The organism is Rhodococcus sp. NPDC058505, from assembly GCF_042720095.1.
GTDB lineage: Bacteria > Actinomycetota > Actinomycetes > Mycobacteriales > Mycobacteriaceae > Rhodococcus_G.
Genome location: NZ_JBHXNB010000025.1, coordinates 1 through 22,372 on the forward strand (window position 1 = coordinate 1; position 22,372 = coordinate 22,372).

Genomic DNA, 22,372 nt, shown 5'->3' on the forward strand with positions numbered 1-22,372 from the left:
GACACGGGCTCGATGCTGATTGTGTGGCTTGTCGCCTCAGGCCTGGCCGAAGGCCTCGTTCGCGGCGTCGGCCGAGCCGGCGAAGAAGCTGACGGCGCCGGCGAGGTCGCTGACCGCGCTCGCGAGGTCGGCAACGAAGTCGAGGCCGGGGATGATCTCAGCGGAACCCATGAGTACTCCTAAAGTCTGGATGTAACGGTCGTACAACGCTCGGCCCCCCTCTAGGAGCCGACTCATTCGTACCGCAGGGCAATTTGTGATTGCAATGTGATCTACATCCGGAAACGTGGAGTTTCCCTGTGTGTTACATAGGGCCGCTCGGAAGGGGCGAGGTAACCGATGCGTGAACCGCAACAGGACCGCAGCAGGCTGACGCGGCAGCGGTTGCTCGAAGCAGCGATCGACTGCCTCGCAGAACAGGGCTGGGCCGCAACCACCGTCGGCGTGGTCGCCGCGCGAGCCGGCGTCTCGCGCGGGGCCGCACAGCATCACTTCCCGACCCGTGAGGACCTCATCACCGGCGCGCTGGAGTTCATGTTCGATTCCCGGATGCAGCAGGCGCGCGACGAGGCGGTGGACCTGCCCGTCGGTGCGGGACGGACCGCCGCGGTGGTCGGCCGCCTGGTCGACTACTACACCGGCACCCTCTTCAAGGCGGCGCTGCAGGTGTGGACGGCGGCGTCGTCGGACCCGGCCCTGCGCGAGCGGGTGCTGCCGCTGGAGGAACGGTTCGGCCGCACCGCGCACCGGGTCGCGGTCGACCAGCTCGGCGTCGACGGCTCCGACCCACGCGTCCGGTCGCTGGTGCAGGCGACCCTTGACCTCGCGCGCGGGCTCGGGCTCGCCGACATCCTGACCGACGATTCGGGTCGCAGGCGGGACATCGTCCGCAGCTGGTCCGAGCAACTCGACGCCGCGCTGGCGGATGCGTCCACGACGCGCACCCCGCGCCCGAGCTGACCGCGGCACGTCGACCCGCGCGATCGGCCCGAGCCCCATAGGATGTCCATTTCGAGGGGTTCGCGTGTGTGTGCGCCGCACCGGCGCCGGCGAGGCGGAGGACACGGACCGATGGACCAGCTGACTCCCACCGATGCGACGCACATCCTGGTCGAGACGGGTGCGCACGTCTCACGGATCGTCGACGCGTACATCTTCGACCCCGACGGGCTGCCCGCGGATCTCGATCTCGACGCGGTGCTGGCGTGGGTCGGGCCCCGGATCCGTCACTCGCCGATGTTTCGCAGCCGGATCCGGCGCTACCCGGCCGACGTCGACCTCCCCTACTGGCAGCCGGATCCCAACTTCGATCTGCGTGCCCACGTCGCGGTCGAGGCGGCCCCCGGTCCCGGCTGGCCCGCGGTGCGGGACCGGATCGCCGAACTCTGCCGGACCCGGGTTCCACTGGAGCGTCCGCCGTGGTCACTGCTGGTGATCACCGGCGTCACCGGGGTCGATGGCGTGCCCGACGGTGCCTGCGTCGTGGTGTTCAAGGTCCACCACGCGGTGGGCGACGGGGTGGAGGTCGTCGCGCTGGCCCGCGACCTGTTCGCCCCCGAGCCGCCCGCGCCGGGCGCGTTGCCCGCGGCGGTGTCGCCCGGGGGCGCCGCCGCGCGGGCGGTGCTGCGGCTGCCGGTGGTCGTGTTCCGGTTCGCCCGCGGCGGCGTGCGGGCCCAGATCCTGACGCGGGCTGCCCAGCGGGCGGCGGCGCGCGGCGAGGTGAGCGCGCCGCGCTGGCGGTGGCCGTCGACCCGATTTAACCGCAGGCCCGGTCCGGGATTCGCGTTCGACGCGGTCAGCGTCGACCTCGACGAGATCGACCGGATCCGCTCCCGACTGCCCGGCGTCACCGTCACCGAGGTCGTGTCCGAGGTGATCGGGGACGCGATGGTCACCTATCTGCGCGAGCACGGCGAGCAGCCGCCCGCGTCCCTCGGCGGCAAGGTGGCGTTGTCGATGCGGGGGACGCTCGCGAGCCGGTCCCGCAACAACTTCGTGGTGCTGTCGGTGGACCTGCACACCGACCTCGCGGACCGCGTCCGGAGGGTGGCCGCGACCCACGAGTCGATGACGGCGGAGAAGGTCAGGTTCCGGCATCCGGCGATCGCGGAACTGTCCGCGGTGCTCGACTCCGCTCCCGCGCCCTACGTGCGCAGGCTGCAGGCGGTGGGGTCCCGACTGCCGATCGGGGAGGGGGACACCGTCGCGCTCGGCAACACGATGATCTCCAACGTCCCGCGCCGGGCGGAGGGGGTGCGGTTCTTCGGGAGTCGGGTGATCGGCGGGTTCGGGATCCTCGGGATCGGCGCAGGCTCGTGCCTGAACCACTACATCGTGTCCACCGGTCGGACGCTGACGGTGACCTTCGCCGTCGACCCGGACCGGATGCCCGACATCGACCGGTACGCGGCGCTGCTGCGCGGCTCGTTCCGGGAACTGGCCGACGCGGCCGCCCGCGTGGAGACCCACCCGGTCGAGCCGCCGCTTTGACCTGTCGCGGCGGCGGCGGGTATCGTTGTGGGTCGTGCCTGGACGTATCGGGCCGATTTGTGTGCCTAGCGAGGCAATGCCGCGCGCGTAGCCGTGTCTCCCGAGACCGAGTTGCGAGCATCCGGCTGCCTGCGTGGGGGTATGCGACACGCCCGACCTCGTGGTCGAGGAACGGGTGAGGAGCAGCGTTTTCTTGCTCCAACTGCTGGATCCCTGAATACACAAACGCCAGGTTGCCTCCGGGTAAACGGCGAAGAAGAAGAAAGCCGGTATATGCCAACCATCAACCAGCTGGTCCGCAAGGGGCGGCGCGACAAGCCGTCGAAGCAGAAGACCGCTGCACTGAAGGGCAGCCCGCAGCGTCGTGGCGTGTGCACCCGCGTGTACACCACGACCCCGAAGAAGCCGAACTCCGCGCTGCGTAAGGTCGCCCGCGTGCGCCTGACCAGCTCCGTCGAGGTCACCGCGTACATCCCCGGTGAGGGTCACAACCTGCAGGAGCACTCGATGGTGCTCGTCCGCGGCGGTCGTGTGAAGGACCTCCCGGGTGTTCGCTACAAGATCATCCGCGGCTCGCTTGACACCCAGGGTGTCAAGAACCGCAAGCAGGCTCGTAGCCGCTACGGCGCGAAGAAGGAGAAGGGCTGATGCCTCGTAAGGGTCCCGCTCCCAAGCGGCCGCTCGTCGCGGATCCGGTCTACGGTTCGCCGCTGGTCACCCAGCTCGTCAACAAGATCCTGCTGGACGGCAAGAAGTCCACTGCGGAGCGCATCGTCTACGGTGCCCTCGAGCAGGCTCGGGAGAAGACCGGCACCGATCCGGTCGTCACCCTCAAGCGCGCGCTGGACAACGTCAAGCCCGCCCTCGAGGTCCGCAGCCGCCGCGTCGGTGGCGCCACCTACCAGGTGCCGGTCGAGGTTCGTCCGGGTCGGTCCACCACGCTGGCGCTGCGCTGGCTGGTGACCTTCTCCCGCGCGCGTCGCGAGAAGACGATGGTCGATCGCCTCGCCAACGAGCTCCTGGATGCCAGCAATGGCCTGGGTGCTGCCGTGAAGCGTCGCGAGGACACGCACAAGATGGCTGAAGCCAACAAGGCGTTCGCGCACTACCGCTGGTGATTCGACACCGGGCGGCACCTCAACGGGTGCCGCCCGGGCGTCGTCACTGCAGTGTCGGGTCCGATCAGGGCCGGCTGCGAATACAAGAAAACGTGGTCCGGTAGGGCCGACACGAGCTACGAGCGGGGAAGAATCCTGTGGCACAGGAAGTGCTGACCGACCTGAACAAGGTCCGCAACATCGGCATCATGGCGCACATCGACGCCGGCAAGACCACCACGACCGAGCGCATCCTCTTCTACACCGGTGTGAACTACAAGATCGGTGAGACCCACGACGGTGCGTCGACGACGGACTGGATGGAGCAGGAGAAGGAGCGTGGTATCACCATCACCTCCGCCGCCGTCACCTGCTTCTGGAACAAGAACCAGATCAACATCATCGACACCCCCGGCCACGTCGACTTCACGGTCGAGGTCGAGCGGTCGCTGCGCGTCCTCGACGGCGCCGTCGCGGTGTTCGACGGCAAGGAGGGCGTCGAGCCCCAGTCCGAGCAGGTCTGGCGCCAGGCTGCCAAGTACGACGTTCCGCGCATCTGCTTCGTCAACAAGATGGACAAGATGGGCGCGGACTTCTACTTCACCGTGCAGACCATCATCGACCGTCTCGGCGCGAAGCCGCTGGTCCTGCAGCTGCCGATCGGCGCCGAGGACGACTTCGACGGCGTCGTCGACCTCGTCGAGATGAAGGCCATCACCTGGCGCGGCGTTGTGCCGACCGGTACCGAGCCGACCATCGAGGAGATCCCCGCGGACCTGGCCGACAAGGCCGCCGAGTACCGCGAGAAGCTACTCGAGACGGTCGCCGAGTCCGACGAAGCGCTCATGGAGAAGTACTTCGGCGGCGAGGAGCTCACCGTCGAGGAGATCAAGGGCGCCATCCGCAAGATGACGGTCAACTCCGAGCTGTACCCGGTGCTGTGTGGTTCCGCGTTCAAGAACAAGGGCGTTCAGCCCATGCTCGACGCGGTCATCGACTACCTGCCGAACCCCCTCGACATCGGCGAGGTGCACGGGCACGCGCTGAACAACGAGGAGGAGGAGCTCACCCGCAAGCCGAGCAAGGAGGAGCCGTTCTCGGCTCTCGCCTTCAAGATTGCGGCGCACCCGTTCTTCGGCAAGCTGACCTTCGTTCGCGTCTACTCCGGCCGGATCGATCCGGGCGCCCAGGTGCTCAACGCCACCAAGGGCAAGAAGGAGCGCATCGGCAAGCTCTTCCAGATGCACGCCAACAAGGAGAACCCGGTCGACGAGGCCGTCGCGGGCCACATCTACGCGATGATCGGCCTGAAGGACACCACCACCGGTGACACCCTGTGCGATCAGGCCAACCCGATCGTGCTCGAGTCGATGAGCTTCCCGGACCCGGTCATCCAGGTCTCCATCGAGCCGAAGACCAAGTCCGATCAGGAGAAGCTGGGCACCGCGATCCAGAAGCTCGCCGAAGAGGATCCGACGTTCTCCGTCGAACTCGACGAGGAGACCGGCCAGACCGTCATTGGCGGCATGGGTGAGCTGCACCTCGACATCCTCGTCGACCGCATGCGTCGCGAGTTCAAGGTCGAGGCCAACGTCGGCAAGCCGCAGGTCGCGTACCGCGAGACCATCACCAAGACGGTCGAGAAGCACGAGTTCACCCACAAGAAGCAGACCGGTGGTTCCGGTCAGTTCGCGAAGGTGATCATCGCGCTCGAGCCGTACCTCGGCGAGGAGGGCGAGTCCTACGCCTTCGAGAACAAGGTCTCCGGTGGCCGCGTTCCGCGTGAGTACATCCCCTCCGTCGACCACGGTGCGCAGGACGCGATGCAGTACGGCGTGCTCGCCGGCTACCCGCTGGTGAACCTGAAGCTGACGCTGCTCGACGGCGCGTACCACGACGTCGACTCCTCGGAAATGGCCTTCAAGGTTGCCGGTTCGCAGGCGCTGAAGGAAGCCGCCCGCAAGGCAGGCCCGGTCATTCTCGAACCCATCATGGCTGTCGAGGTCACCACGCCCGAGGATTACATGGGCGACGTGATCGGCGACCTCAACTCCCGCCGTGGCCAGATCCAGGCCATGGAGGAACGCAGTGGTGCCCGTGTCGTCAAGGCGCTGGTTCCGCTCTCGGAGATGTTCGGCTACATCGGCGACCTGCGGTCGAAGACCCAGGGTCGCGCGAACTTCTCCATGGTGTTCGATTCCTACGCAGAGGTTCCCGCGAACGTCTCGAAGGAAATCATCGCCAAGGCGACCGGCGAGTAACCTCGGTCTCGTCGACCGCAGTACGACCAAAGTAATAACAACCGCACTGCTGCATACCGCAAGCACAATCAGTCCAGGAGGACACCAGTGGCGAAGGCGAAGTTCGAGCGGACCAAGCCGCACGTGAACATCGGCACCATCGGTCACGTCGACCACGGCAAGACCACCACCACGGCTGCGATCACCAAGGTGCTGGCCGACAAGTACCCGGACCTGAACGAGAGCTTCGCTTTCGATCAGATCGACAAGGCGCCTGAGGAGAAGGCTCGTGGTATCACGATCAACATCTCCCACGTCGAGTACCAGACGGAGAAGCGCCACTACGCTCACGTCGACGCTCCGGGTCACGCCGACTACATCAAGAACATGATCACCGGCGCTGCCCAGATGGACGGCGCGATCCTGGTCGTGGCCGCCACCGACGGCCCGATGCCGCAGACCCGCGAGCACGTGCTGCTCGCCCGCCAGGTCGGCGTGCCCTACATCCTCGTCGCCCTGAACAAGGCCGACATGGTCGACGACGAGGAAATCCTCGAGCTCGTCGAGATGGAGGTCCGCGAGCTGCTGGCAGGCCAGGAGTTCGACGAGAACGCTCCGGTCATCCCGATCTCGGCGCTCAAGGCGCTCGAGGGCGACGCCAAGTGGGTCAAGTCCATCGAGGACCTGATGGCTGCCGTCGACGAGTCCATCCCGGACCCGGTTCGTGAGACCGACAAGCCGTTCCTGATGCCGGTCGAGGACGTCTTCACGATCACCGGTCGTGGCACCGTCGTCACCGGCCGCATCGAGCGTGGCGTCGTCAACGTGAACGAGGAAGTCGAGATCGTCGGCATCCGCCCGGAGACCACCAAGACCACGGTCACCGGCATCGAGATGTTCCGCAAGCTGCTCGACCAGGGCCAGGCGGGCGACAACGTCGGCCTGCTCGTCCGTGGCATCAAGCGCGAGGACGTGGAGCGCGGCCAGGTCGTCATCAAGCCGGGCACCACCACCCCGCACACGGAGTTCGAGGGCCAGGCGTACATCCTGTCGAAGGACGAGGGCGGCCGCCACACCCCGTTCTTCAACAACTACCGCCCGCAGTTCTACTTCCGTACCACGGACGTGACGGGCGTCGTGACCCTGCCCGAGGGCACCGAGATGGTCATGCCCGGTGACAACACCGAGATGTCCGTCGTGCTGATCCAGCCGGTCGCCATGGACGAGGGCCTGCGCTTCGCGATCCGCGAGGGTGGCCGTACCGTCGGCGCCGGTCGCGTCACGAAGATTGTCAAGTAGGCACTGCCTACGGGATCGTCAAGTGATTTCACCCTTCACGGTGAACGCTTGCTGATCTGAGCAAGTACACGCCGAACGGCGTCCACCCCTCGGGGTGGGCGCCGTTCGGCGTTTCCGGGTATCGCGGCGCCGGGGTATCGCGGTCGTGGCGGGGGTCGCGATGGGGACCCTCCCCTCGATCCTCCCGAGTGAACGGAAGCGTTCAGTCGATGAGATCGAATGAATGTTCCGTTCGCTCGAGGGGGGACCGGGTCAGCGGTCGGTGGGGTCGAGGTGGAGCAGCACCTGCGTCGCGACCGGCGCGCCAGGCAGGGCGGCGGCCATCGACCGGGCCATCGCCTCCGCGCTGCGGGTGAAGTCGACGACGTCGACGGTCGGGTCGGCGACGACCGTCACCCGGAGCGTCGCGAGTCCGCGGTCGTCGACCGCGGTCGACCGGACGGTGCGCACCCCGTCGAGGGCGGCCAACTCGTCCGCCAACCCGACCGCGAGCGGGCCCAGGTCCACGGACAGGTCGGCTTCGGCCACCCCGCCGGGGAACACCGGCATCGTCTCCGGACGGCCCCGACGCAGGTTGACCACCAGCAGGACCAGCCCGCCGAGCAGCGCGATGACGGCGGTCGTGGCGAGCATGGTTGGCCACCACGACTCGTCCGGCACGGCCGCGAGTCGCGCCCGGTCGACGCGCCGCACCGCCGCGCGAGCCCAGTCGACATCGAATGCCCAGGCCAGGGTCAGCCCGCTGGCGGCGAGCAGCACACAGCCCGCGGCGAGCGCCACCAGTCTGTCGAGGACCGAGGTCCGGCGCCTCACGATCTCACCCGCCCGATCCGGACCCGCAGTTCACGCGGCGACGCGACCGCGTCGAGCGACGGTCCGACGGACTCCCGCACACACAGGTCAAGTTCGACGTCCGGCACCGCACCGTCCGGGGCGACGTGCACGGTGACCCGGCGACGGTCCACGATGGTCCGCACCGCGGCGACGCCGGCGACGGTCCCGGCGCGAGCGCTGCACATGCGCGCCACGTCCGTCGGGCGCAGCCACACCGTTCCACCCGCGCCCAGCGGAAGATGGGTCCGGGTCCGGGGCGTGAGCGACACGAAGACGAGCAGCGCCCCGAGGACGACGCCCAGCGCCGCCGCGGCGGCCATCCACGCCTGCCAGTGCAGATCCGCGACCCAGGACACCGAATTGCGCAGCCATGCGGCCGGGGCGATCACCTCCTTCGCGATGAGGAACTCCCGCCCGGCAACCACCGCCACCCCGATCAGCAGGACCGCGGCGATCACCGCAACGACCGCGGCGTCCGGGCGGGCCAACGGCTCCCTGGACGGCACCGGGGCGAGGAGGCCCGCGTGGTCGTCGGCCAGTTGGCGCGCGTCCACCCCGGTGTCGCGGTCGTCCGCGCCCCGCGGCACCGCCTCGGCGACCACGATGTGCAGGCGGTCGAGCATCAGCCCGGTCAGGGTCTCGACCCGCTCGGTGACCGCGTAGTGCACCTCCCGCGACAGCATCGCGACCGGACTCGGCCACGCCACCGCCAGGTACAGCGTCACCGCGACCGAGTCGCCCTCGGCGGTGACCTCGGCGCGGGGGAGGTCCCGCCCCGGCAACGTGAGCAGGCCGCCGGACCGGCGCACCACACCCGGCACCGACAGCGCGGCCGCGGCGGCGATCTTGGAGATCGCCCGGTCCTTGACGGTCAGTCGGCCCCGGACGCCACGTTCGAGTTCGAGGTCGGTCGGTGCCCGATCCGGCGTCGCCGGGGGACCGCCGTCAGCCACGACCGCGGCTCCGCAGCAACGCACCGAGATCGAAGTGGCCGTCGCGGTGCGCGCCGACCGCCATCCCCAGTGCGCCGAGCATCACCGCGAACACGAATCCGGCGAAACCGCCGAGGATTCCGGCGAGGGCGAGCAGCAGCCCCGCGATCAGGCCGACGACCGTGCTGTTCATCGCGAGGTCCCTTCCGTGGTGGCGGACGCGGTGTCGTCGGCGACGTCGGCGACGGTGACCGTGACCGGGACGCCGACCAGCGGCCCGACCGTCCGGTGCACGGCGGCCGCGACATCGACGACGTTGTGCGGGTAGGCGACGACGACGTGCACCTCGCACCCGGTGTCGGTGATCCGCACCCCCAGCAGTCGCCTGCCGGGCAGGTAGGTGGCGATCTCACCGAACCGGCCGCCGTGCAGTGCCGCCACGCCGGGAACCGTACACACCTGGGCGGCAACGAATTCCGCGTCGTCGACGTCGTTCACTGCACCCTCGGGCGACTGTCGGTGTCGCCGGTCGCATCCTCGTCGAACAGCACCACGTCGTAGACGGTGATGTTGACCTCGGTGACCTCCAGTCCGGTCATCTGCTCGACCGCGGCGATCACATTGCGCCGGATCCCGGCCGCCAGTTCGTGCAGCGCGACGCCGTACTCGGCGACGATGCCGATGTCGATCGCGGCCTGCTTCTCACCGACCTCCACCGCGACGCCCTGCCCGTGATTGACCCGGGCGCCGGGGATCCGGTCGCGCAGCGCGCCGACGACCCGCGCGGTGCCACCGCCAACATCGAACACGCCGCTGATTTCCCTGGTCGCGATTCCCGCGATCTTCGCGACCACCGCGTCCGCGATGATCGTGCGCCCCTGGGACCCGACCAGCTCGGTCGAGGCCGCGGTAGCAAAGCGCGGCTCGGCCCGCGGCGCGTGGGCAGGGGGATCGGTGCGCCCGGATTCGCTCATCACACGTCAACACTAGGACGTGCAGGCCGGATCTGTCCGCAGGCGATCCGGCTCGGATGGGCGCCCACCGCGCTGTGAGTCCGATCACCTACGGTGGAGCGCACTGCCCAGGGCAGGCGACATGGACGGAGGACGGGGTAGATGGGGGACACACGGGCGGCGGGCCCGGGCAGGCAACGGCGTCGGCGTGGCGGTGTCACGGCGCTGACGATGCTGACGGTGCTGTGCCTGGCACTGGCGATCGCCTGCGGCGCTCTGGTGTGGCAGCATCGCGGCGTCGCCGCGGACGAGACGGCGCGACGGCAGGCGATGGCGGCGGCGGAGCGGACCGCGATGAACCTTGCCACCGTCGATCACACCCATGCCCGCAGCGATGTCGACCGGGTGCTGGCCGGGGCCACCGGCGACTTCCGCGACCAGTTCGCCGAGAGTGCGGACTCGTTCGTGTCGGTCGTCGAGGACACCGAGGTCACCACCGTCGCGGACCGCGCCGATGCGGCCGTCGAGTCCTGGCAGGGTGATCACGGCACGGTGCTCGTGCAGGTCGCCTCGACGGTGACGAACCGGGCCGCACCGGAGCCGCAGTCCCGGGTGTGGCGGCTGCGGATGACGATGGACCGGGTCGGTGAGGGATACAAGACCGCACACCTGGAGTACGTCGCGTGAGGGGGCGGATGACCCGCGGGGTGTGGCTGCTCGCCGTCCTCGCCGTGATCCTCGCCGTGGCGGCGGTGGCCCTGTACGTCCGCCTCTACCGGGCGGATCAGCGGACCGGGGACGCGGTGCGGGCCGAGGTCGCGCAGGTTGCCGCCGACGGGGCGGCGGCGTTGCTGAGTTACACGCCCGAGACTGTCGCGGCCGACATGTACGCGGCGACGCAGCGACTGACCGGTGACTTCCGCGAGTACTACAGCCGCCTCACCGACGCCACGATCGTTCCCACCGCGCGGGCGGAGAAGATCACCACCACCGCGACCGCGGTCGATTCCGGGATCGGGTCGCTCAGCGCCGACCGGGCCGACGCGCTCGTGTTCCTGAAACAGGTCACCAGCACCGAGGCGACACCGGATCCCGTGACCGCGACGGTGGGTGCGCGGGTCAGCCTGACCAGCGTCGATGGGGAGTGGCTGATCTCGGGGCTGGAGATCTCCTGAGGACCTGGCACTACTGGAACGTGTTTCTGTTTGGTATGACTATGGGGACCGATGACGGTCGTGGAGAACGTGTCGAAGGGTGAGGACGCACCATGGGTGTCGGACGGATCGTGATCGTGGGGGCAGGACTGGCGGGTCTGCGGACCGCGGAGGAGCTGCGCCGGGCCGGCCACGAGGGGGCAATCACCCTGCTCGGTGAGGAGTCGCACCTGCCGTACGACCGCCCGCCGCTGTCCAAGGATGTGGTGCGCGGGGAGAACGACGACGTCACCCTCAAGCCGGCCGAGTACTACGACGAACTGGGCGTCGAGCTGCGGCTCGGGGCCCGCGCGGTGTCGGTCGACCCGTCCGCAAGGACGGTGACCCTCGAGGACGGCACCGGCGTCGACTACGACCGGTTGGTGATCGCGACCGGCCTGACCCCCCGGCGGATCCCCGGCCTTCCCGACCTGCAGGGCGTGCATGTGCTGCGGACCCTCGACGATTCCCTGGCGTTGCGCGCGGACCTGACCGCAGGCCGCACCGGTCTCGTCGTCGGTGCCGGATTCATTGGCTGCGAGGTCGCAGCCAGCATGCGCGCCCGCGGCCTGGACGTGGTGCTCGTCGAGCCGCAGCCGTCCCCCCTGGCATCCGTGCTCGGTGAGCAGGTCGGCGCGCTGGTGGCCCGGCTGCACACCGGTGAGGGCGTCGACGTTCGCACCGGGGTCGGGCTGGACTCGCTGCGCGGCGACACCCGGGTGACCGGCGCCGTGCTCGGGGACGGCACCGAGATCGCCGCCGACGTGGTCGTCGTCGGGATCGGTTCGCATCCGGTCACCGGCTGGCTGGAGGGGTCCGGGATCGACCTCGCCGACCGCACCGCCGGTGGCGGCGTCCTCGCCGACGAGGCTGGGCGCACCAGCGACCCGAACGTGTGGGTGGTCGGCGACGTCGCAGCGTGGCGGCACCCCGAGGGCGATCAGCGGCGCGTCGAGCACTGGAGCAATGTCGGCGAGCAGGCGAAGGTCCTCGCGCACACCCTCGTCACCGGCGCGGCCCCGGACGTCGCCGCCCAGGTGCCCTACTTCTGGAGCGACCAGTACGACGTCAAGATCCAGGCGCTCGGCGAGCCGTCCGGCACCGACACCGTGCACCTCGTCCGTGACGACGGCCGCAAGTTCCTCGCGTACTACGAACGGGACGGGCGGCTGGTCGCGGTGGTCGGCGGCGGGCTCGCGGGCGCCGTGATGAAGATGCGCGCGAAGGTCGCGGGCCGGGTCGCGATCGAGGACGTGCTCGCCGCGGCAACGGTCTGAGGATTTCGCAGCCGCCGCCCGCGCGGGCGGCTACCGTGAACTCATGGTGCACGGTCGACGTGCCCTCCCCGAGCTGACGGAGCTGACCGCGACGCACTGGACATCGGGTGCGTCCGGACGCCTGTCCGTGCAGCGCTGCCTGCGCTGCCTGCGCTGGTCGTTCCCGCCCGCTCCGTGCTGCCGCGGGTGCTGGGGCACCGACCTGGCATTCGAGCCGGTCTCGGGCAAGGGTGCGCTGCTGACCTGGGCGGTGGTCGTCGAGCCGGTCCGGGCCGTGCCCGCGCCGCCGTACCTGGTCGGTGTCGTCGACCTGGTGGAGGGGGTGCGCATCACCCTCGGCCTGCTCGGCGGCGGCCCGGACACCCCGCGGGTCGGCGCCCCGATGCGCCTGGTCTTTGAGCAGCTCGATGAGCGAATCTGGTTGCCACTGGCGGAGTTCGAGGACTCCGATGCGTTCGAGGACCGCATCGAGGCGGTGTCGTGAACGGGGCGATGCGGTGCGCGACATCCTGGTGACCGGGGCCGGCCGCGTCCGGGTCGGCGCAGGCGGGGTGGCCGGCGCGGCGGTCACCGCGGCCCTCGCCGCGCTCACCGATGCGGGTATGCCGCGCACCGAGGTCACGGGACTGCTTGCGATCGGCTGCGACGCGGTGGACGTCGCCGATGCGCTTGGGCTTGAATTGTTGTGGCGGGCACAGGAAAACGACACTTCCGTGGTCGGTGCCGGGTTGGTGCAGGCGGTGGACGCGGTGGCGGCTGGCCGGACCGGGACCGTGGTGTGCGTTGAGGCGCTCGCTCCGGACCCGGCGCGAGCGCGTGCCGTCGACCGGTTCGGACCAGCGGCGGCCGTCGCTGGCCGTGCGGGCTGGCACGCGCCGTACGGGGCGGACGGCGCACTCGTCGGGGTCGCACTCGCCGCCCGCGCCTACATCGAGCGCTACGGACTCACCCGCACCGAGTTGGCGCAGGTGGCGATGGTGGCCTCCGCGAACGTCGGTGGCGGGCTGCGCCTGCGTGACTACCTCGCCGCGCCGATGCTGGTGGACCCGCTGTGCCTGCACGACCGGGCCCGCCCGGCGGGGGGCGCGGCGGCGATCGTGTTGTCGACCCGCACCAGTGACGCATCGCCGCGGATCCGGGTCGACGGCGTCGGCGCCGCGTACGCGGCGGGCCCGCTACCGGAACAGGACGCCACCGACGGCGTCGCGGAGCGCGCGGCCGCGGCGATGTGGGCGGACCTGTCGGGCGCCCCCACCGACCCCGACGTCGCGCTGATCGGGGACGAATTCTCCGTGGCGGTGCTCTGGTGGCTGGAGGCCCTCGGCCGGTGCGACGCCGGTGCCGCCGGACGATTCGTCGCGACCGGCGCCGCGATCTCCCGGGGCGGCGTGCTGCCGGTGAACCCGCACGGCGGGCACCTCGGGACCGGTCGGCGACCCGACCTGGACCTGGTCGTCGAGGCCGTCGCGCAGCTGCGGGGCACCGCGGGCCGCGCCCAGGTGCGGGGCGGGCCCACGACCGCCGTCGTCGGGCTCGGTGGCCGCGCCGCGGCCGGGTGCCTGCTGCTGCGCAGGTGAGGGGGACCGGGATGACGCATCGGCGGGTGCGCGGACTACGTTGGTTCGGTGACCGTCGCGCTGATCGACTCCGGGCTCGGGCTGCTGCCCACCTCGGCCTGGCTGCGTCGGCTGCGCCCGGACCTCGACCTGCTGCTCTCCCTCGATCCCGACGGTGCGCCGTGGGGGCCGAAGCCCGCGCCGTGGGTGATCGACCGGGTGCTCGCCGCCGCCGACCAGGCCGTCGACCTCGGCGCACAGGTCGTGGTCCTGCCGTGCAACACGGCGAGCGTCACCGCGCTCGACGAGGTTCGCGCCCACCTCGGTGCCGCGGTCCCGGTGATCGGGACCGTCCCGGCGATCAAACCGGCCGCGGCCGCGTCCAGCTCGGTCGCGATCTGGGCGACCGCCGCGACGACGGCGAGCCGGTACCAGGCCGACCTGATCGCGCGGTTCGCGAACGGCAGCGACGTGGTCGGGGTCGCCTGCCACGGATTGGCCGATGCGATCGACGCAGGCGACCGGGACCGGATCCTCGCGGCCATCGACAGTGCCGCCGCCGCGACCCCGGTGGCCTGCGACGCCGTCGTCCTCGGCTGCACCCACTATCCGCTGGTCGCCGACGAGATCGCCGCGCGCCTGCCGTCGGGGGTGACGCTGTTCGACAGTGCGCAGGCCGTCGCCGCGCAGACGCTGCGCCGCATCGACGCCCTCGGCCGCGACCTCGGCGGCAGCGGCTCGGTGTCGGTGCTGCTCAGCGGTCGTCCCGGCGAGCTGCCCGCCGGCGCCCGCAGCTACGCCGCTGCCGCCCCACTCCTTCACCCGCACCCACACCCACACCCCGCCCCAACCCCCACCGACTGAACGGAAGCGTTCACTCGATCAGGTCGAATGAATGTGCCGTTCGCTCGGCTTGCGACGGGGCGCTCACCTCGCGACACCGCGCTCACGGGTGTGACAGCGCACCGAGCCCCGCCGTGACCACCCGGGCCACCGCCCGCAGGTCGTCGGCGCGTTCGTCGCGTTCCCGGAACCGGTCGAGGTGGGTCGCGGAGAACATCGCGGCGACCCACGCCGTCGCGCACGAGTCGAGCACCCGTGCGGGGGCGGTGAGGGGCGAGCTGAGCCGCAGGACCTCCACCGTCACGTCGTGCAGGTAGGTGCGCAACGCCCGCAGCTGCTCACGCACCAGCGGATGAGTGTCGGCCTCCCGCCAGACGATCTCGCGGATCGTGCGCCGACCCGTCAGGTCGAGCGCGGCGTCGAGGTTGACCAGCGCGACCTCGGGTTCACCGGTGACGGCGAGCCCGTCGATGTCGCCGATCGGGTCGGTGGGGAGGCGCTCGGCGATCAGCGTGGTGAGAATCGACTCCTTGGTGGGGAAGTAGTAGAAGATCAGGCCCTTGGGGACGCCGGCGCTGGTCGCGATCGCGGCGGTGGATGTGGCGTCGAATCCGCGCGCGGCGATGAGTTCTTCGGCGGCGTCGAGGATCCGCCGCCGAGTGTCACCGCCCGTGCCGGGGATGCGTCCCTGGCGCGGTACAGGCAAGTCGACCACCTCCGTCGCCGGGTCGGGGGATCCGGCCCGGCACGGTTGTCACGGTGTGTGGATTTTCGGACGGGTGGTCAGTGGTGCGGAGCGAGTCCGCCGCCGTGACCGGCATGCATCCGGGACCCTTCGGGAAGCGCTGCCAGCGCGGTCAGCACGGTGAGGACACCACCGACCCAGGATGTCCAGGCCGCGCCCGCCATGCCGGAGTAGCCGGTGACCCATGGTGCGATGAACATCAGGACACCGAGCACGCCCATCGCCCACACGACCATCTCGTTGGTGGGGGCCATCATGTTGGCGACGCCGGCGACGGCGACGAGCACACCGAGCACGATCATCGACCATCGGGCGGCGCTGTTCGTGTCGACCCAGATCGGTGAGAGTGCCACGACGACGCCGATCACCACGGCGGCCCAGTCCTGCCACCGCCTCATTGCTGCGTTCATGTCCAGCCTCCTCTGCCGGAGTTGTCGCGTATGCCGGGATTACCGGCATGCTTCCGGTATAGACCTGATCGACCGACCGATCAAGGGCCTCCCGGCCGCCGACGGCCGTAAGGTCGGCGGGGTGCACGAGGATGTGACGAGGGCGCTGGGCGCGATCGCCGACGCCGACGCCGCGGCGCAGCTGCGACGGTTCTTCAAGACCGGCCCCGGCGACTACGGGGAGGGGGACGTCTTCATCGGCGTCCGGGTCCCCGCGGTCCGCGCGGTCGTCAAGACCTTCGCGGACCTGCCATTGGCGGAGGTCGACGCGCTGCTCGACAGCCAGGTTCACGAGCACCGATTGGCGGGGCTGCTGATCGCGACCGGACGGTTCGAGCGGGCGAGCGCCGCCCGGACCAGGGACGACGACGAGCGGCAGCGGGTCGCCGAGCACTACCTCGCCGCGGTGCTGCGCGGCCGGGTGAACAACTGGGACCTCGTCGACGCGTCGGCGGAGCGGATCCTCGGTGGCTGGTTGTTCGACCGGCCCCGGGATCTGGTGTTCGAGCTCGGCGCGGACGAGGATCTGTGGCGGCGGCGGGTTGCGCTGCTGACCACCTTCGGCTTCATCCGGCGCGGTGACGCGTCGACGACCCTCGACCTGACCGCCCGGCTGCTCGGCGACCGCCGCGACCTCACCCAGAAGGCGCTGGGCTGGATGCTGCGCGAGGTCGGTGCGCGGGTGGACCGGCGGTTGCTGACCGACTTCCTCGACCGGCACGCCCCGGCGATGGGGGCGACGGCGCTGTCGTACGCCATCGAACACCTCGACGCCGACACCCGCGGGCACTACCGGCGGATGCGCCGCGGCGGGGCGGGCACGGATCCGTAGATCACCGTGCCCGCCCCGCCGCGGGAGGTGCTAGAACTCGATCTCGAGCCGGTCGGTGACCGGGCGGGCCTGGCAGCCGAGGATGTATCCGGCGGCGATGTCCTCGGGGTCGAGGATCTCGCTGTTCTCCATCTCCACCTCGCCCTTGAGGACGGTGCATGCGCAGGAGCCGCACTCGCCCTCCTGGCAGGAGTAGGGGACGTCCAGGCCCTTCGCGAGCATGATGTCGACCAGGGTCTGCTTGCGGGGCCAGCTCATCTCGTGGGTCTCGCCGTCGAGGGTGACCGCCACGGTCGCGGCGTCGGCGGCCTCCTCGGCGGTGACCTCCTCGACCTCGACGTCCTTGAAGGGGTCGCCCGCGAGGGAGTTGAACACCTCGGCGTGCACCTGGGTCCGCGGCACGCCCGCCTCGGCGAGCGCCTTGTGCACGGTGTCCATGAACGGGCCCGGCCCGCACATGAACGACTCGAAACCGGTGAACGGGGCCGCGAGGGTGGCGAACTGGTCGGGCGTCGGCAGGCCCTGCAGCGACTCGAGCCAGTGCACGACGGTCAGCCGGGTCGGGTACTGGGCGGCGAGGGCGCGCAGCTCGTCCCGGAAGATCACCGAGTTCTCGTCGCGGTTCGCGTAGATCAGGACGACCTTGCCGCTGCCCTGGCTCAGCGCCGACTTGAGGATCGAGATCACCGGGGTGATGCCGCTGCCCGCGCCCCAGAGCAGGAAGTCGTGGTCGAGGGACTTCGGGCTGAACACGCCGGACGGGGGCAGCACCTCGATGGTGTCGCCGACCGCGATGTTGTCGCACAGCCAGTTCGAGCCATAGCCGTCGAGGGTGCGCTTGACCGTGACCTTCGGGTCGCCGTCGGTGAACGGCGAGCTGGCCAGCGAGTAGCAGCGGGCGACCGAGCCGGTGCGATCGCTCGGGATGCGCAGGGTGAGGAACTGGCCCGGCTTGTACTCGAAGCGGCTGCGCTGCTCGTCCGGGACGGTGAACACCAGCGAACGTGCGTCTGCGGTTTCCTCGACGACGCCCGACACGGTGAGCACAACCGACCTGGAGCTGTGCGGCATGTCAACTGTGGTCATCGTGGTCGATCCTCTCGGGGCTCTGCGGATGCAGGGACGGCGGGGTGTGCGACTGGGCACATTCTGGAACGTGTTCTAGTTTTTAGCCTAGCAGACACCATCGAAGCAGCTGGATCGTAATTTGTGCCGCCCCATTCCCGATAATCGGGACCCGCTCAGGACGACGGCGAGTGTCCCTGCCGCTCCAGCTGCGCCTGCAGGCCGGAGATGATGGTCGCGACCCCGAACCGGTAGACGTCGCGGCCATGGATCTCGTCGAGGCGCCGGGTGGCGCGGGCGATCACCTCGGGCAGCCCCGTCCGGTCCGGGACCGGGGGATCCTGCGTGGAGACGCCGCTGCGGCCGAACAGGTAGGTGTGGATCGTCGCATACGCGCAGTAGACGCTGCGCTCGTCGAATCCGGCGTCGAACAGGATCTCCATGACCAGCGCGACCAGGTGACGCTGGGATCGCAGCATCCGCTCGAGCAGCACCTCCCCGAGCCCGGGATAGGTCGACAGGCGCTCGTCGATCTGGTCGATGAGGGTGCGCAGGCGTTCCGCCCAGTCCGGACCCGGTGGCGGGGCGGCGACGCCGTCGAGCGCGGCGGTCGCGACCAGCTCAAGCAATTCGTCCTTGTCGGAGACGTAGTAATAGGGCGCCATCGCGGACACGCCGAGCTCGCGGGACAGGCGCCGCATCGAGAGCTTGTCCAGCCCGTCCTGGTGGATCACGCGCAGGGCCGCCTCCACGATCTCCTGCTCGGACAGGTTGCCGTGTGTGGAGCCGGGTGTCCGTGAATCGGCGCCGGCGTTGCGACCGGACGGCCGACCCAAGATCACGGACTTCTCCGTCATCGTGTGCCTCATGACGATCGGTGGGACGGCTGGTGTCCATCCCGCGTCCAAGTTTAGGGCGTATCGGCGGTGCGGGGACCGGGTCGAGCGAAAAGGAGGTATCCGCGCGGTGCCCCCGATCAGACGACGGGCACCGCCGCCAGCCCTGCGCCCAGCGTTGCGCTGCCCGCGCGCAGCAGGTCGGGCAGCTCGAGGGACTCGTCGGTGAGCCACTGCTCGTACGCCGCGAGGGCGACCCCGAGGACGGTCCACCCGACGGTGCGCGGCAGGTGATCGGTCGCCTCCAGGCCGGTCCGTGCGGCGACATATTCCGCGATCACCGCGCGCCAGCCCGTGTACATGACCATCGAGTAGGCCTGCAGTGCGGGCACGTTGAGGATCACCTCCATGCGTTGGCGGTGAATCGGCGCCACGTCCGCTGGGAAGTCGTTGAACTCGAGCAACGCCCGGGTCAGGCCGTCGGCGAGGGGGACATCGCGCGGCAGGTTCGCCAGGTGGTCGCGCATCTCGGCCAGGTGGGTGTCGAAGTTGCCCCAGGGCACCGCGTTCTTGGAGGGGAAGTACCGGAAGAGGGTGCGCCGCGCGATCCCGGCCGCCTCCGCGATCTGGTCGACGCTGGTCTCGTCGAAGCCGTGCTCGGCGAACAAACCGATCGCGATGTTGCTGATCAGATCGGGGGTGGTGGACGGCCGACGGCCGATGCGTCCGGTCCCTGACCTGCGGGTACGCGTCAACTTCTACTCCCGCCTTTCTTTCTGCACTCGATGCCATTAATGTGGTGAGCCGAGTCACAGCGCTCCAGCTGCGACCGGAACAACCCTGACACAGGAGGCATGTCGATGTCCGACGCTCGCGAGTCCGCAGTCAACGAAACCGAGCTCGTCCAGGAGTCCCTGGTGGAAGAGGTGTCGATCGACGGCATGTGCGGCGTGTACTGATCGTGAATCTCGACACCGGGTGGCAGCTGCACCCGCAGGTGGCGCTTCGCCCCGAACCTTTCGGGGCGTTGCTCTACCACTTCGGGACCAGGAAGCTGTCCTTTCTCAAGAACGTGACCATCGTCGGCATCGTGAAGTCCCTGGCCGACCATCCCGACGCGCGCAGCGCGATCCGCGCCGCAGGCATCGAGGACGCCCGCATCGACATGTACGCCCGCGCCCTGGCAACCCTCGCGGAGTCGAAGATGATCGTCCCCGCTGCCGCGGCCCCCGCCGCCTGAACCGCCGCGCGTGAGCAGCCCCTCACGCCGCCGCCCCATCACTTCGTCTGACGAGGACCCGCGCCCATGACCTCTGTTTTGGAACCACCCGCACCCGCCCCGGTCGGCAGGCTGGTCGACCAGTTCGAACTCGGCCTCGATGCTCCGATCTGCCTGACCTGGGAGCTGACCTACGCGTGCAACCTGTCGTGCGTGCACTGCCTGTCCTCGTCCGGCCGCCGCGACCCGCGGGAGCTGTCCACCGAGCAGTGCAAGTCGATCATCGACGAGCTGCAGCGGATGCAGGTCTTCTACGTGAACATCGGCGGCGGTGAGCCAACCGTCCGCTCCGACTTCTGGGAACTGGTCGACTACGCGACCGCACACCAGGTCGGCGTGAAGTTCTCCACCAACGGCGTGAAGATCGACAAGAAGGTCGCGGCCCGCCTTGCCGCGTCCGACTATGTCGACGTGCAGATCTCCCTCGACGGCGCCACCGCGGAGGTCAACGACGCGGTCCGCGGTCCCGGCTCGTTCGCGATGGCGGTGCGGGCGCTGGAGAACCTGGCCGAGGCGGGGTTCAAGGACGCGAAGATCTCGGTGGTCGTCACCCGCCAGAATGTGAGCCAGCTCGACGAGTTCAAGGCACTCGCCGACACGTACGGTGCGACGCTGCGGATCACCCGCCTGCGCCCGTCCGGCCGCGGCGCGGACGTCTGGGACGAGCTGCACCCGACCCAGGCGCAGCAGCGTGAACTCTACGACTGGCTCGTCGCCAATGGCGAGGGCGTGCTGACCGGTGATTCGTTCTTCCACCTGTCCGCCTACGGTGACGCGCTGCCCGGACTGAACCTGTGCGGCGCGGGCCGGGTGGTGTGCCTGATCGACCCGATCGGTGACGTGTACGCCTGCCCGTTCGCGATCCACGACCAGTTCCTCGCCGGAAACATCGTGTCCGACGGCGGTTTCCAGCAGGTGTGGCAGCACTCCGAACTGTTCCAGGACCTCCGGTCACCGCAGACCGGCGGCGCCTGCTCGAAGTGCTCGCACTACGACGCCTGCCGCGGCGGTTGCATGGCGGCCAAGTTCTTCACCGGCCTGCCGATGGACGGCCCGGACCCCGAATGCGTTCAGGGATACGGTGAATCGGCCCTTGCTGCGGACCGTAGCGTCCCGAAGTCCAGCCAGGATCACTCCAGGACCGGGAAGCGCGCCGAGCGCCGCATCCCGCAGGCGCCGGTCCCGCTGACCCTGCTCACCACCCGGCCCCCGGCCAAGATCTGTGACGAAAACCCGCTCGCGGGAATGAAATAGAGGAATATTGATGGCAAAGAATGCCTGGTTCGAGACCGTTGCCGAGGCGCAGCGGCGGGCGAAGAAGCAGCTCCCGAAGCCGGTGTACATGGCGCTGGTCGCCGGTTCCGAGAAGGGCCTGACCACCAGCGACAACATCGACGCCTTCGGCGAGCTCGGGTTCGCTCCGCATGTCGCCGGCCTGTCGGACAAGCGCGAACTGTCCACCAGCGTGATGGGACAGCCGCTGTCGTTCCCGGTCATGATCTCCCCGACCGGTGTGCAGGCCGTGCACCCCGACGGTGAGGTCGCCGTTGCCAGGGCGGCCGCCGCGCGGGGCATCGCGATGGGCCTGTCCTCGTTCGCCAGCAAGTCCGTCGAGGAGGTGACGGCGGCGAACCCGCAGACCTTCTTCCAGATGTACTGGGTCGGCACCAGGGACGAACTGCTGCACCGGATGGAGCGCGCCAAGAAGGCGGGTGCCACCGGCCTGATCATGACGCTGGACTGGTCGTTCTCGATGGGCCGCGACTGGGGTTCCCCGTCGATCCCGGAGAAGATGGACTTCGCCGCGATGAAGGCGAACGCCCTGCAGGGCCTGCTGCACCCGAAGTGGCTGTCGCAGTTCGTCCGTTCCGGCGCCATCCCGGACCTGACCACCCCGAACCTCGCCCCGGCGGACGGCGGCCCCGCGCCGACGTTCTTCGGTGCCTACGGGGAGTGGATGGGGACCCCGCTGCCCACCTGGGAGGACGTCGCCTGGCTGCGTGAGCAGTGGGACGGTCCGTTCATGCTCAAGGGCGTCATGCGGGTCGACGACGCCAAGCGCGCCGTCGACGCGGGCTGCACCGCGATCTCCGTCTCGAACCACGGCGGCAACAACCTGGACGGCACCCCCGCCCCGATTCGGGCGCTGCCCGCGATCGCGGAGGCCGTCGGCGAGCAGCTCGAGGTGGTCCTCGACGGCGGCATCCGCCGCGGTTCCGACGTCGTCAAGGCCCTCGCCCTCGGCGCCCGGGCCGTGATGATCGGCCGCGCCTACCTGTGGGGCCTCGCCGCGAACGGGCAGGCCGGTGTCGAGAACGTTCTCGACATCCTGCGCGGTGGTGTCGACTCCGCCGTCCTCGGGCTCGGGCACTCCAGTGTCGCGGACCTGTCCCCAACGGACCTGGTCGTCCCCGACGGCTTCCGCCGCGACCTCGGGCTCTGACCTGACGGG

28 protein-coding genes are annotated in these 22,372 nt (G+C 69.8%); 17 read left to right on the forward strand and 11 right to left on the reverse strand.

Features of this window, described 5'->3' with window-relative positions; genetic code table 11:
- Nucleotides 1-36: 36 nt before the first annotated feature.
- Nucleotides 37-171 carry a hypothetical protein gene (locus ACFWPA_RS16700; protein ID WP_378508152.1) on the reverse strand — a complete coding sequence of 45 codons (135 nt, stop codon included), beginning with the start codon at nucleotides 169-171 and terminating at the stop codon, nucleotides 37-39.
- A gap of 168 nt (nucleotides 172-339) precedes the next feature.
- Here ACFWPA_RS16700 and ACFWPA_RS16705 point away from each other — a divergent pair, with 168 nt between their 5' ends.
- From ACFWPA_RS16705 to tuf, 6 genes are all read left to right on the forward strand, one after another.
- Nucleotides 340-960 carry a TetR/AcrR family transcriptional regulator gene (locus tag ACFWPA_RS16705; RefSeq protein ID WP_378508151.1) on the forward strand — a complete coding sequence of 207 codons (621 nt, stop codon included), beginning with the start codon at nucleotides 340-342 and terminating at the stop codon, nucleotides 958-960.
- 111 nt (nucleotides 961-1,071) lie between these two features.
- Entirely contained in the window at nucleotides 1,072-2,490 is a 1,419-nt protein-coding gene (locus ACFWPA_RS16710; RefSeq protein WP_378508150.1) for a wax ester/triacylglycerol synthase domain-containing protein, read from the forward strand.
- 273 nt (nucleotides 2,491-2,763) lie between these two features.
- The gene (gene rpsL, locus ACFWPA_RS16715) at nucleotides 2,764-3,138 is read left to right on the forward strand and encodes a 30S ribosomal protein S12 (RefSeq protein WP_345349761.1); all 375 of its coding nucleotides are present in this window, start codon (nucleotides 2,764-2,766) and stop codon (nucleotides 3,136-3,138) included.
- Nucleotides 3,138-3,608 carry a 30S ribosomal protein S7 gene (gene rpsG, locus ACFWPA_RS16720; protein WP_378508149.1) on the forward strand — a complete coding sequence of 157 codons (471 nt, stop codon included), beginning with the start codon at nucleotides 3,138-3,140 and terminating at the stop codon, nucleotides 3,606-3,608. The genes rpsL and rpsG overlap by 1 nt, the downstream gene beginning before the upstream one ends.
- A gap of 137 nt (nucleotides 3,609-3,745) precedes the next feature.
- Nucleotides 3,746-5,848 carry an elongation factor G gene (gene fusA / locus ACFWPA_RS16725; RefSeq protein ID WP_378508148.1) on the forward strand — a complete coding sequence of 701 codons (2,103 nt, stop codon included), beginning with the start codon at nucleotides 3,746-3,748 and terminating at the stop codon, nucleotides 5,846-5,848.
- A gap of 87 nt (nucleotides 5,849-5,935) precedes the next feature.
- Nucleotides 5,936-7,126: an elongation factor Tu gene (gene tuf, locus ACFWPA_RS16730; protein WP_378508147.1), complete on the forward strand. Its 1,191-nt coding sequence runs from the start codon at nucleotides 5,936-5,938 to the stop codon at nucleotides 7,124-7,126.
- Between the two features lie 252 nt (nucleotides 7,127-7,378).
- Here tuf and ACFWPA_RS16735 read toward each other — a convergent pair whose 3' ends face one another.
- The 5 genes from ACFWPA_RS16735 to ACFWPA_RS16755 are packed head-to-tail and all read right to left on the reverse strand — an operon-like array spanning nucleotide 7,379 to nucleotide 9,866.
- Nucleotides 7,379-7,939: a hypothetical protein gene (locus ACFWPA_RS16735; RefSeq protein WP_378508146.1), complete on the reverse strand. Its 561-nt coding sequence runs from the start codon at nucleotides 7,937-7,939 to the stop codon at nucleotides 7,379-7,381.
- Nucleotides 7,936-8,913, reverse strand: coding sequence for an Asp23/Gls24 family envelope stress response protein (locus ACFWPA_RS16740; protein ID WP_378508145.1), 978 nt, complete (start codon nucleotides 8,911-8,913; stop codon nucleotides 7,936-7,938). Before ACFWPA_RS16740 ends, ACFWPA_RS16735 begins: the two co-directional genes overlap by 4 nt.
- Complete coding sequence (locus ACFWPA_RS16745; protein ID WP_378508144.1) at nucleotides 8,906-9,085, reverse strand: DUF2273 domain-containing protein; 180 nt, start codon at nucleotides 9,083-9,085, stop codon at nucleotides 8,906-8,908. The genes ACFWPA_RS16740 and ACFWPA_RS16745 overlap by 8 nt, the downstream gene beginning before the upstream one ends.
- Entirely contained in the window at nucleotides 9,082-9,390 is a 309-nt protein-coding gene (locus ACFWPA_RS16750) for a hypothetical protein (RefSeq protein ID WP_378508143.1), read from the reverse strand. Before ACFWPA_RS16750 ends, ACFWPA_RS16745 begins: the two co-directional genes overlap by 4 nt.
- Nucleotides 9,387-9,866 (reverse strand): Asp23/Gls24 family envelope stress response protein, encoded by a 480-nt coding sequence (locus ACFWPA_RS16755; RefSeq protein WP_378508142.1) that lies wholly within the window; start codon nucleotides 9,864-9,866, stop codon nucleotides 9,387-9,389. Before ACFWPA_RS16755 ends, ACFWPA_RS16750 begins: the two co-directional genes overlap by 4 nt.
- A 141-nt stretch (nucleotides 9,867-10,007) precedes the next feature.
- Here ACFWPA_RS16755 and ACFWPA_RS16760 point away from each other — a divergent pair, with 141 nt between their 5' ends.
- From ACFWPA_RS16760 to ACFWPA_RS16785, 6 genes are all read left to right on the forward strand, one after another.
- Nucleotides 10,008-10,532 carry a hypothetical protein gene (locus ACFWPA_RS16760; protein ID WP_378508141.1) on the forward strand — a complete coding sequence of 175 codons (525 nt, stop codon included), beginning with the start codon at nucleotides 10,008-10,010 and terminating at the stop codon, nucleotides 10,530-10,532.
- Complete coding sequence (locus tag ACFWPA_RS16765) at nucleotides 10,529-11,020, forward strand: twin-arginine translocation pathway signal (RefSeq protein WP_378571045.1); 492 nt, start codon at nucleotides 10,529-10,531, stop codon at nucleotides 11,018-11,020. The genes ACFWPA_RS16760 and ACFWPA_RS16765 overlap by 4 nt, the downstream gene beginning before the upstream one ends.
- A gap of 92 nt (nucleotides 11,021-11,112) precedes the next feature.
- The gene (locus ACFWPA_RS16770) at nucleotides 11,113-12,315 is read left to right on the forward strand and encodes an NAD(P)/FAD-dependent oxidoreductase (protein WP_378508139.1); all 1,203 of its coding nucleotides are present in this window, start codon (nucleotides 11,113-11,115) and stop codon (nucleotides 12,313-12,315) included.
- 43 nt (nucleotides 12,316-12,358) lie between these two features.
- Nucleotides 12,359-12,799: a Zn-ribbon domain-containing OB-fold protein gene (locus tag ACFWPA_RS16775; RefSeq protein ID WP_378508138.1), complete on the forward strand. Its 441-nt coding sequence runs from the start codon at nucleotides 12,359-12,361 to the stop codon at nucleotides 12,797-12,799.
- Between the two features lie 13 nt (nucleotides 12,800-12,812).
- Nucleotides 12,813-13,892 (forward strand): hypothetical protein, encoded by a 1,080-nt coding sequence (locus ACFWPA_RS16780; RefSeq protein WP_378571047.1) that lies wholly within the window; start codon nucleotides 12,813-12,815, stop codon nucleotides 13,890-13,892.
- Nucleotides 13,893-13,940: 48 nt separating this feature from the next.
- Nucleotides 13,941-14,735, forward strand: a complete 795-nt coding sequence (locus ACFWPA_RS16785) for a glutamate racemase (RefSeq protein ID WP_378571049.1) — start codon at nucleotides 13,941-13,943, stop codon at nucleotides 14,733-14,735.
- An 82-nt stretch (nucleotides 14,736-14,817) separates the two neighbouring features.
- Here the strand turns inward: ACFWPA_RS16785 and ACFWPA_RS16790 are convergent, their stop codons facing one another.
- On the reverse strand, nucleotides 14,818-15,420 hold the full coding sequence (locus ACFWPA_RS16790; protein ID WP_378571051.1) for a TetR/AcrR family transcriptional regulator: 603 nt from the start codon (nucleotides 15,418-15,420) through the stop codon (nucleotides 14,818-14,820).
- Nucleotides 15,421-15,497: 77 nt separating this feature from the next.
- Entirely contained in the window at nucleotides 15,498-15,869 is a 372-nt protein-coding gene (locus ACFWPA_RS16795) for an SPW repeat protein (RefSeq protein WP_378571053.1), read from the reverse strand.
- A gap of 121 nt (nucleotides 15,870-15,990) precedes the next feature.
- Between ACFWPA_RS16795 and ACFWPA_RS16800 the strand changes: the two genes are divergently transcribed.
- Complete coding sequence (locus tag ACFWPA_RS16800; RefSeq protein WP_378571055.1) at nucleotides 15,991-16,740, forward strand: DNA alkylation repair protein; 750 nt, start codon at nucleotides 15,991-15,993, stop codon at nucleotides 16,738-16,740.
- A gap of 30 nt (nucleotides 16,741-16,770) precedes the next feature.
- Here ACFWPA_RS16800 and ACFWPA_RS16805 read toward each other — a convergent pair whose 3' ends face one another.
- The 3 genes from ACFWPA_RS16805 to mftR all read right to left on the reverse strand — a co-directional run bounded on the left by ACFWPA_RS16805 (nucleotide 16,771) and on the right by mftR (nucleotide 19,396).
- The gene (locus ACFWPA_RS16805) at nucleotides 16,771-17,826 is read right to left on the reverse strand and encodes a 2Fe-2S iron-sulfur cluster-binding protein (protein WP_378571057.1); all 1,056 of its coding nucleotides are present in this window, start codon (nucleotides 17,824-17,826) and stop codon (nucleotides 16,771-16,773) included.
- Nucleotides 17,827-17,981: 155 nt separating this feature from the next.
- Nucleotides 17,982-18,662: a mycofactocin system transcriptional regulator MftR2 gene (mftR2, locus tag ACFWPA_RS16810; protein ID WP_378508131.1), complete on the reverse strand. Its 681-nt coding sequence runs from the start codon at nucleotides 18,660-18,662 to the stop codon at nucleotides 17,982-17,984.
- A 119-nt stretch (nucleotides 18,663-18,781) separates the two neighbouring features.
- A complete protein-coding gene (mftR, locus tag ACFWPA_RS16815; protein ID WP_378571059.1) occupies nucleotides 18,782-19,396 on the reverse strand; it encodes a mycofactocin system transcriptional regulator in 615 nt (204 codons plus the stop codon).
- 105 nt (nucleotides 19,397-19,501) lie between these two features.
- Between mftR and mftA the strand changes: the two genes are divergently transcribed.
- The 4 genes from mftA to mftD all read left to right on the forward strand — a co-directional run bounded on the left by mftA (nucleotide 19,502) and on the right by mftD (nucleotide 22,363).
- Nucleotides 19,502-19,600 carry a mycofactocin precursor MftA gene (gene mftA, locus ACFWPA_RS16820; protein ID WP_378508129.1) on the forward strand — a complete coding sequence of 33 codons (99 nt, stop codon included), beginning with the start codon at nucleotides 19,502-19,504 and terminating at the stop codon, nucleotides 19,598-19,600.
- Nucleotides 19,585-19,881 carry a mycofactocin biosynthesis chaperone MftB gene (mftB, locus tag ACFWPA_RS16825; RefSeq protein ID WP_378508128.1) on the forward strand — a complete coding sequence of 99 codons (297 nt, stop codon included), beginning with the start codon at nucleotides 19,585-19,587 and terminating at the stop codon, nucleotides 19,879-19,881. Before mftA ends, mftB begins: the two co-directional genes overlap by 16 nt.
- A 66-nt stretch (nucleotides 19,882-19,947) precedes the next feature.
- A complete protein-coding gene (gene mftC / locus ACFWPA_RS16830) occupies nucleotides 19,948-21,174 on the forward strand; it encodes a mycofactocin radical SAM maturase (RefSeq protein ID WP_378508127.1) in 1,227 nt (408 codons plus the stop codon).
- A gap of 10 nt (nucleotides 21,175-21,184) precedes the next feature.
- Entirely contained in the window at nucleotides 21,185-22,363 is a 1,179-nt protein-coding gene (mftD, locus tag ACFWPA_RS16835) for a pre-mycofactocin synthase MftD (protein ID WP_378571062.1), read from the forward strand.
- The last annotated feature ends 9 nt before the right edge of the window (nucleotides 22,364-22,372 follow it).

What these genes read in the sequence shown, in the direction of transcription:
- ACFWPA_RS16700 (WP_378508152.1), bottom strand. Translation starts at nt 171, where the DNA reads ATGGGTTCCGCTGAGATCATCCCCGGCCTCGACTTCGTTGCCGACCTC.
- ACFWPA_RS16705 (WP_378508151.1), top strand. Translation starts at nt 340, where the DNA reads ATGCGTGAACCGCAACAGGACCGCAGCAGGCTGACGCGGCAGCGGTTG.
- ACFWPA_RS16710 (WP_378508150.1), top strand. Translation starts at nt 1,072, where the DNA reads ATGGACCAGCTGACTCCCACCGATGCGACGCACATCCTGGTCGAGACG.
- rpsL (WP_345349761.1), top strand. Translation starts at nt 2,764, where the DNA reads ATGCCAACCATCAACCAGCTGGTCCGCAAGGGGCGGCGCGACAAGCCG.
- rpsG (WP_378508149.1), top strand. Translation starts at nt 3,138, where the DNA reads ATGCCTCGTAAGGGTCCCGCTCCCAAGCGGCCGCTCGTCGCGGATCCG.
- ACFWPA_RS16745 (WP_378508144.1), bottom strand. Translation starts at nt 9,085, where the DNA reads ATGAACAGCACGGTCGTCGGCCTGATCGCGGGGCTGCTGCTCGCCCTC.
- ACFWPA_RS16755 (WP_378508142.1), bottom strand. Translation starts at nt 9,866, where the DNA reads ATGAGCGAATCCGGGCGCACCGATCCCCCTGCCCACGCGCCGCGGGCC.
- ACFWPA_RS16760 (WP_378508141.1), top strand. Translation starts at nt 10,008, where the DNA reads ATGGGGGACACACGGGCGGCGGGCCCGGGCAGGCAACGGCGTCGGCGT.
- ACFWPA_RS16770 (WP_378508139.1), top strand. Translation starts at nt 11,113, where the DNA reads ATGGGTGTCGGACGGATCGTGATCGTGGGGGCAGGACTGGCGGGTCTG.
- ACFWPA_RS16775 (WP_378508138.1), top strand. Translation starts at nt 12,359, where the DNA reads ATGGTGCACGGTCGACGTGCCCTCCCCGAGCTGACGGAGCTGACCGCG.
- ACFWPA_RS16795 (WP_378571053.1), bottom strand. Translation starts at nt 15,869, where the DNA reads ATGAACGCAGCAATGAGGCGGTGGCAGGACTGGGCCGCCGTGGTGATC.
- ACFWPA_RS16805 (WP_378571057.1), bottom strand. Translation starts at nt 17,826, where the DNA reads ATGACCACAGTTGACATGCCGCACAGCTCCAGGTCGGTTGTGCTCACC.
- mftR2 (WP_378508131.1), bottom strand. Translation starts at nt 18,662, where the DNA reads ATGACGGAGAAGTCCGTGATCTTGGGTCGGCCGTCCGGTCGCAACGCC.
- mftA (WP_378508129.1), top strand. Translation starts at nt 19,502, where the DNA reads ATGTCCGACGCTCGCGAGTCCGCAGTCAACGAAACCGAGCTCGTCCAG.
- mftC (WP_378508127.1), top strand. Translation starts at nt 19,948, where the DNA reads ATGACCTCTGTTTTGGAACCACCCGCACCCGCCCCGGTCGGCAGGCTG.
- mftD (WP_378571062.1), top strand. Translation starts at nt 21,185, where the DNA reads ATGGCAAAGAATGCCTGGTTCGAGACCGTTGCCGAGGCGCAGCGGCGG.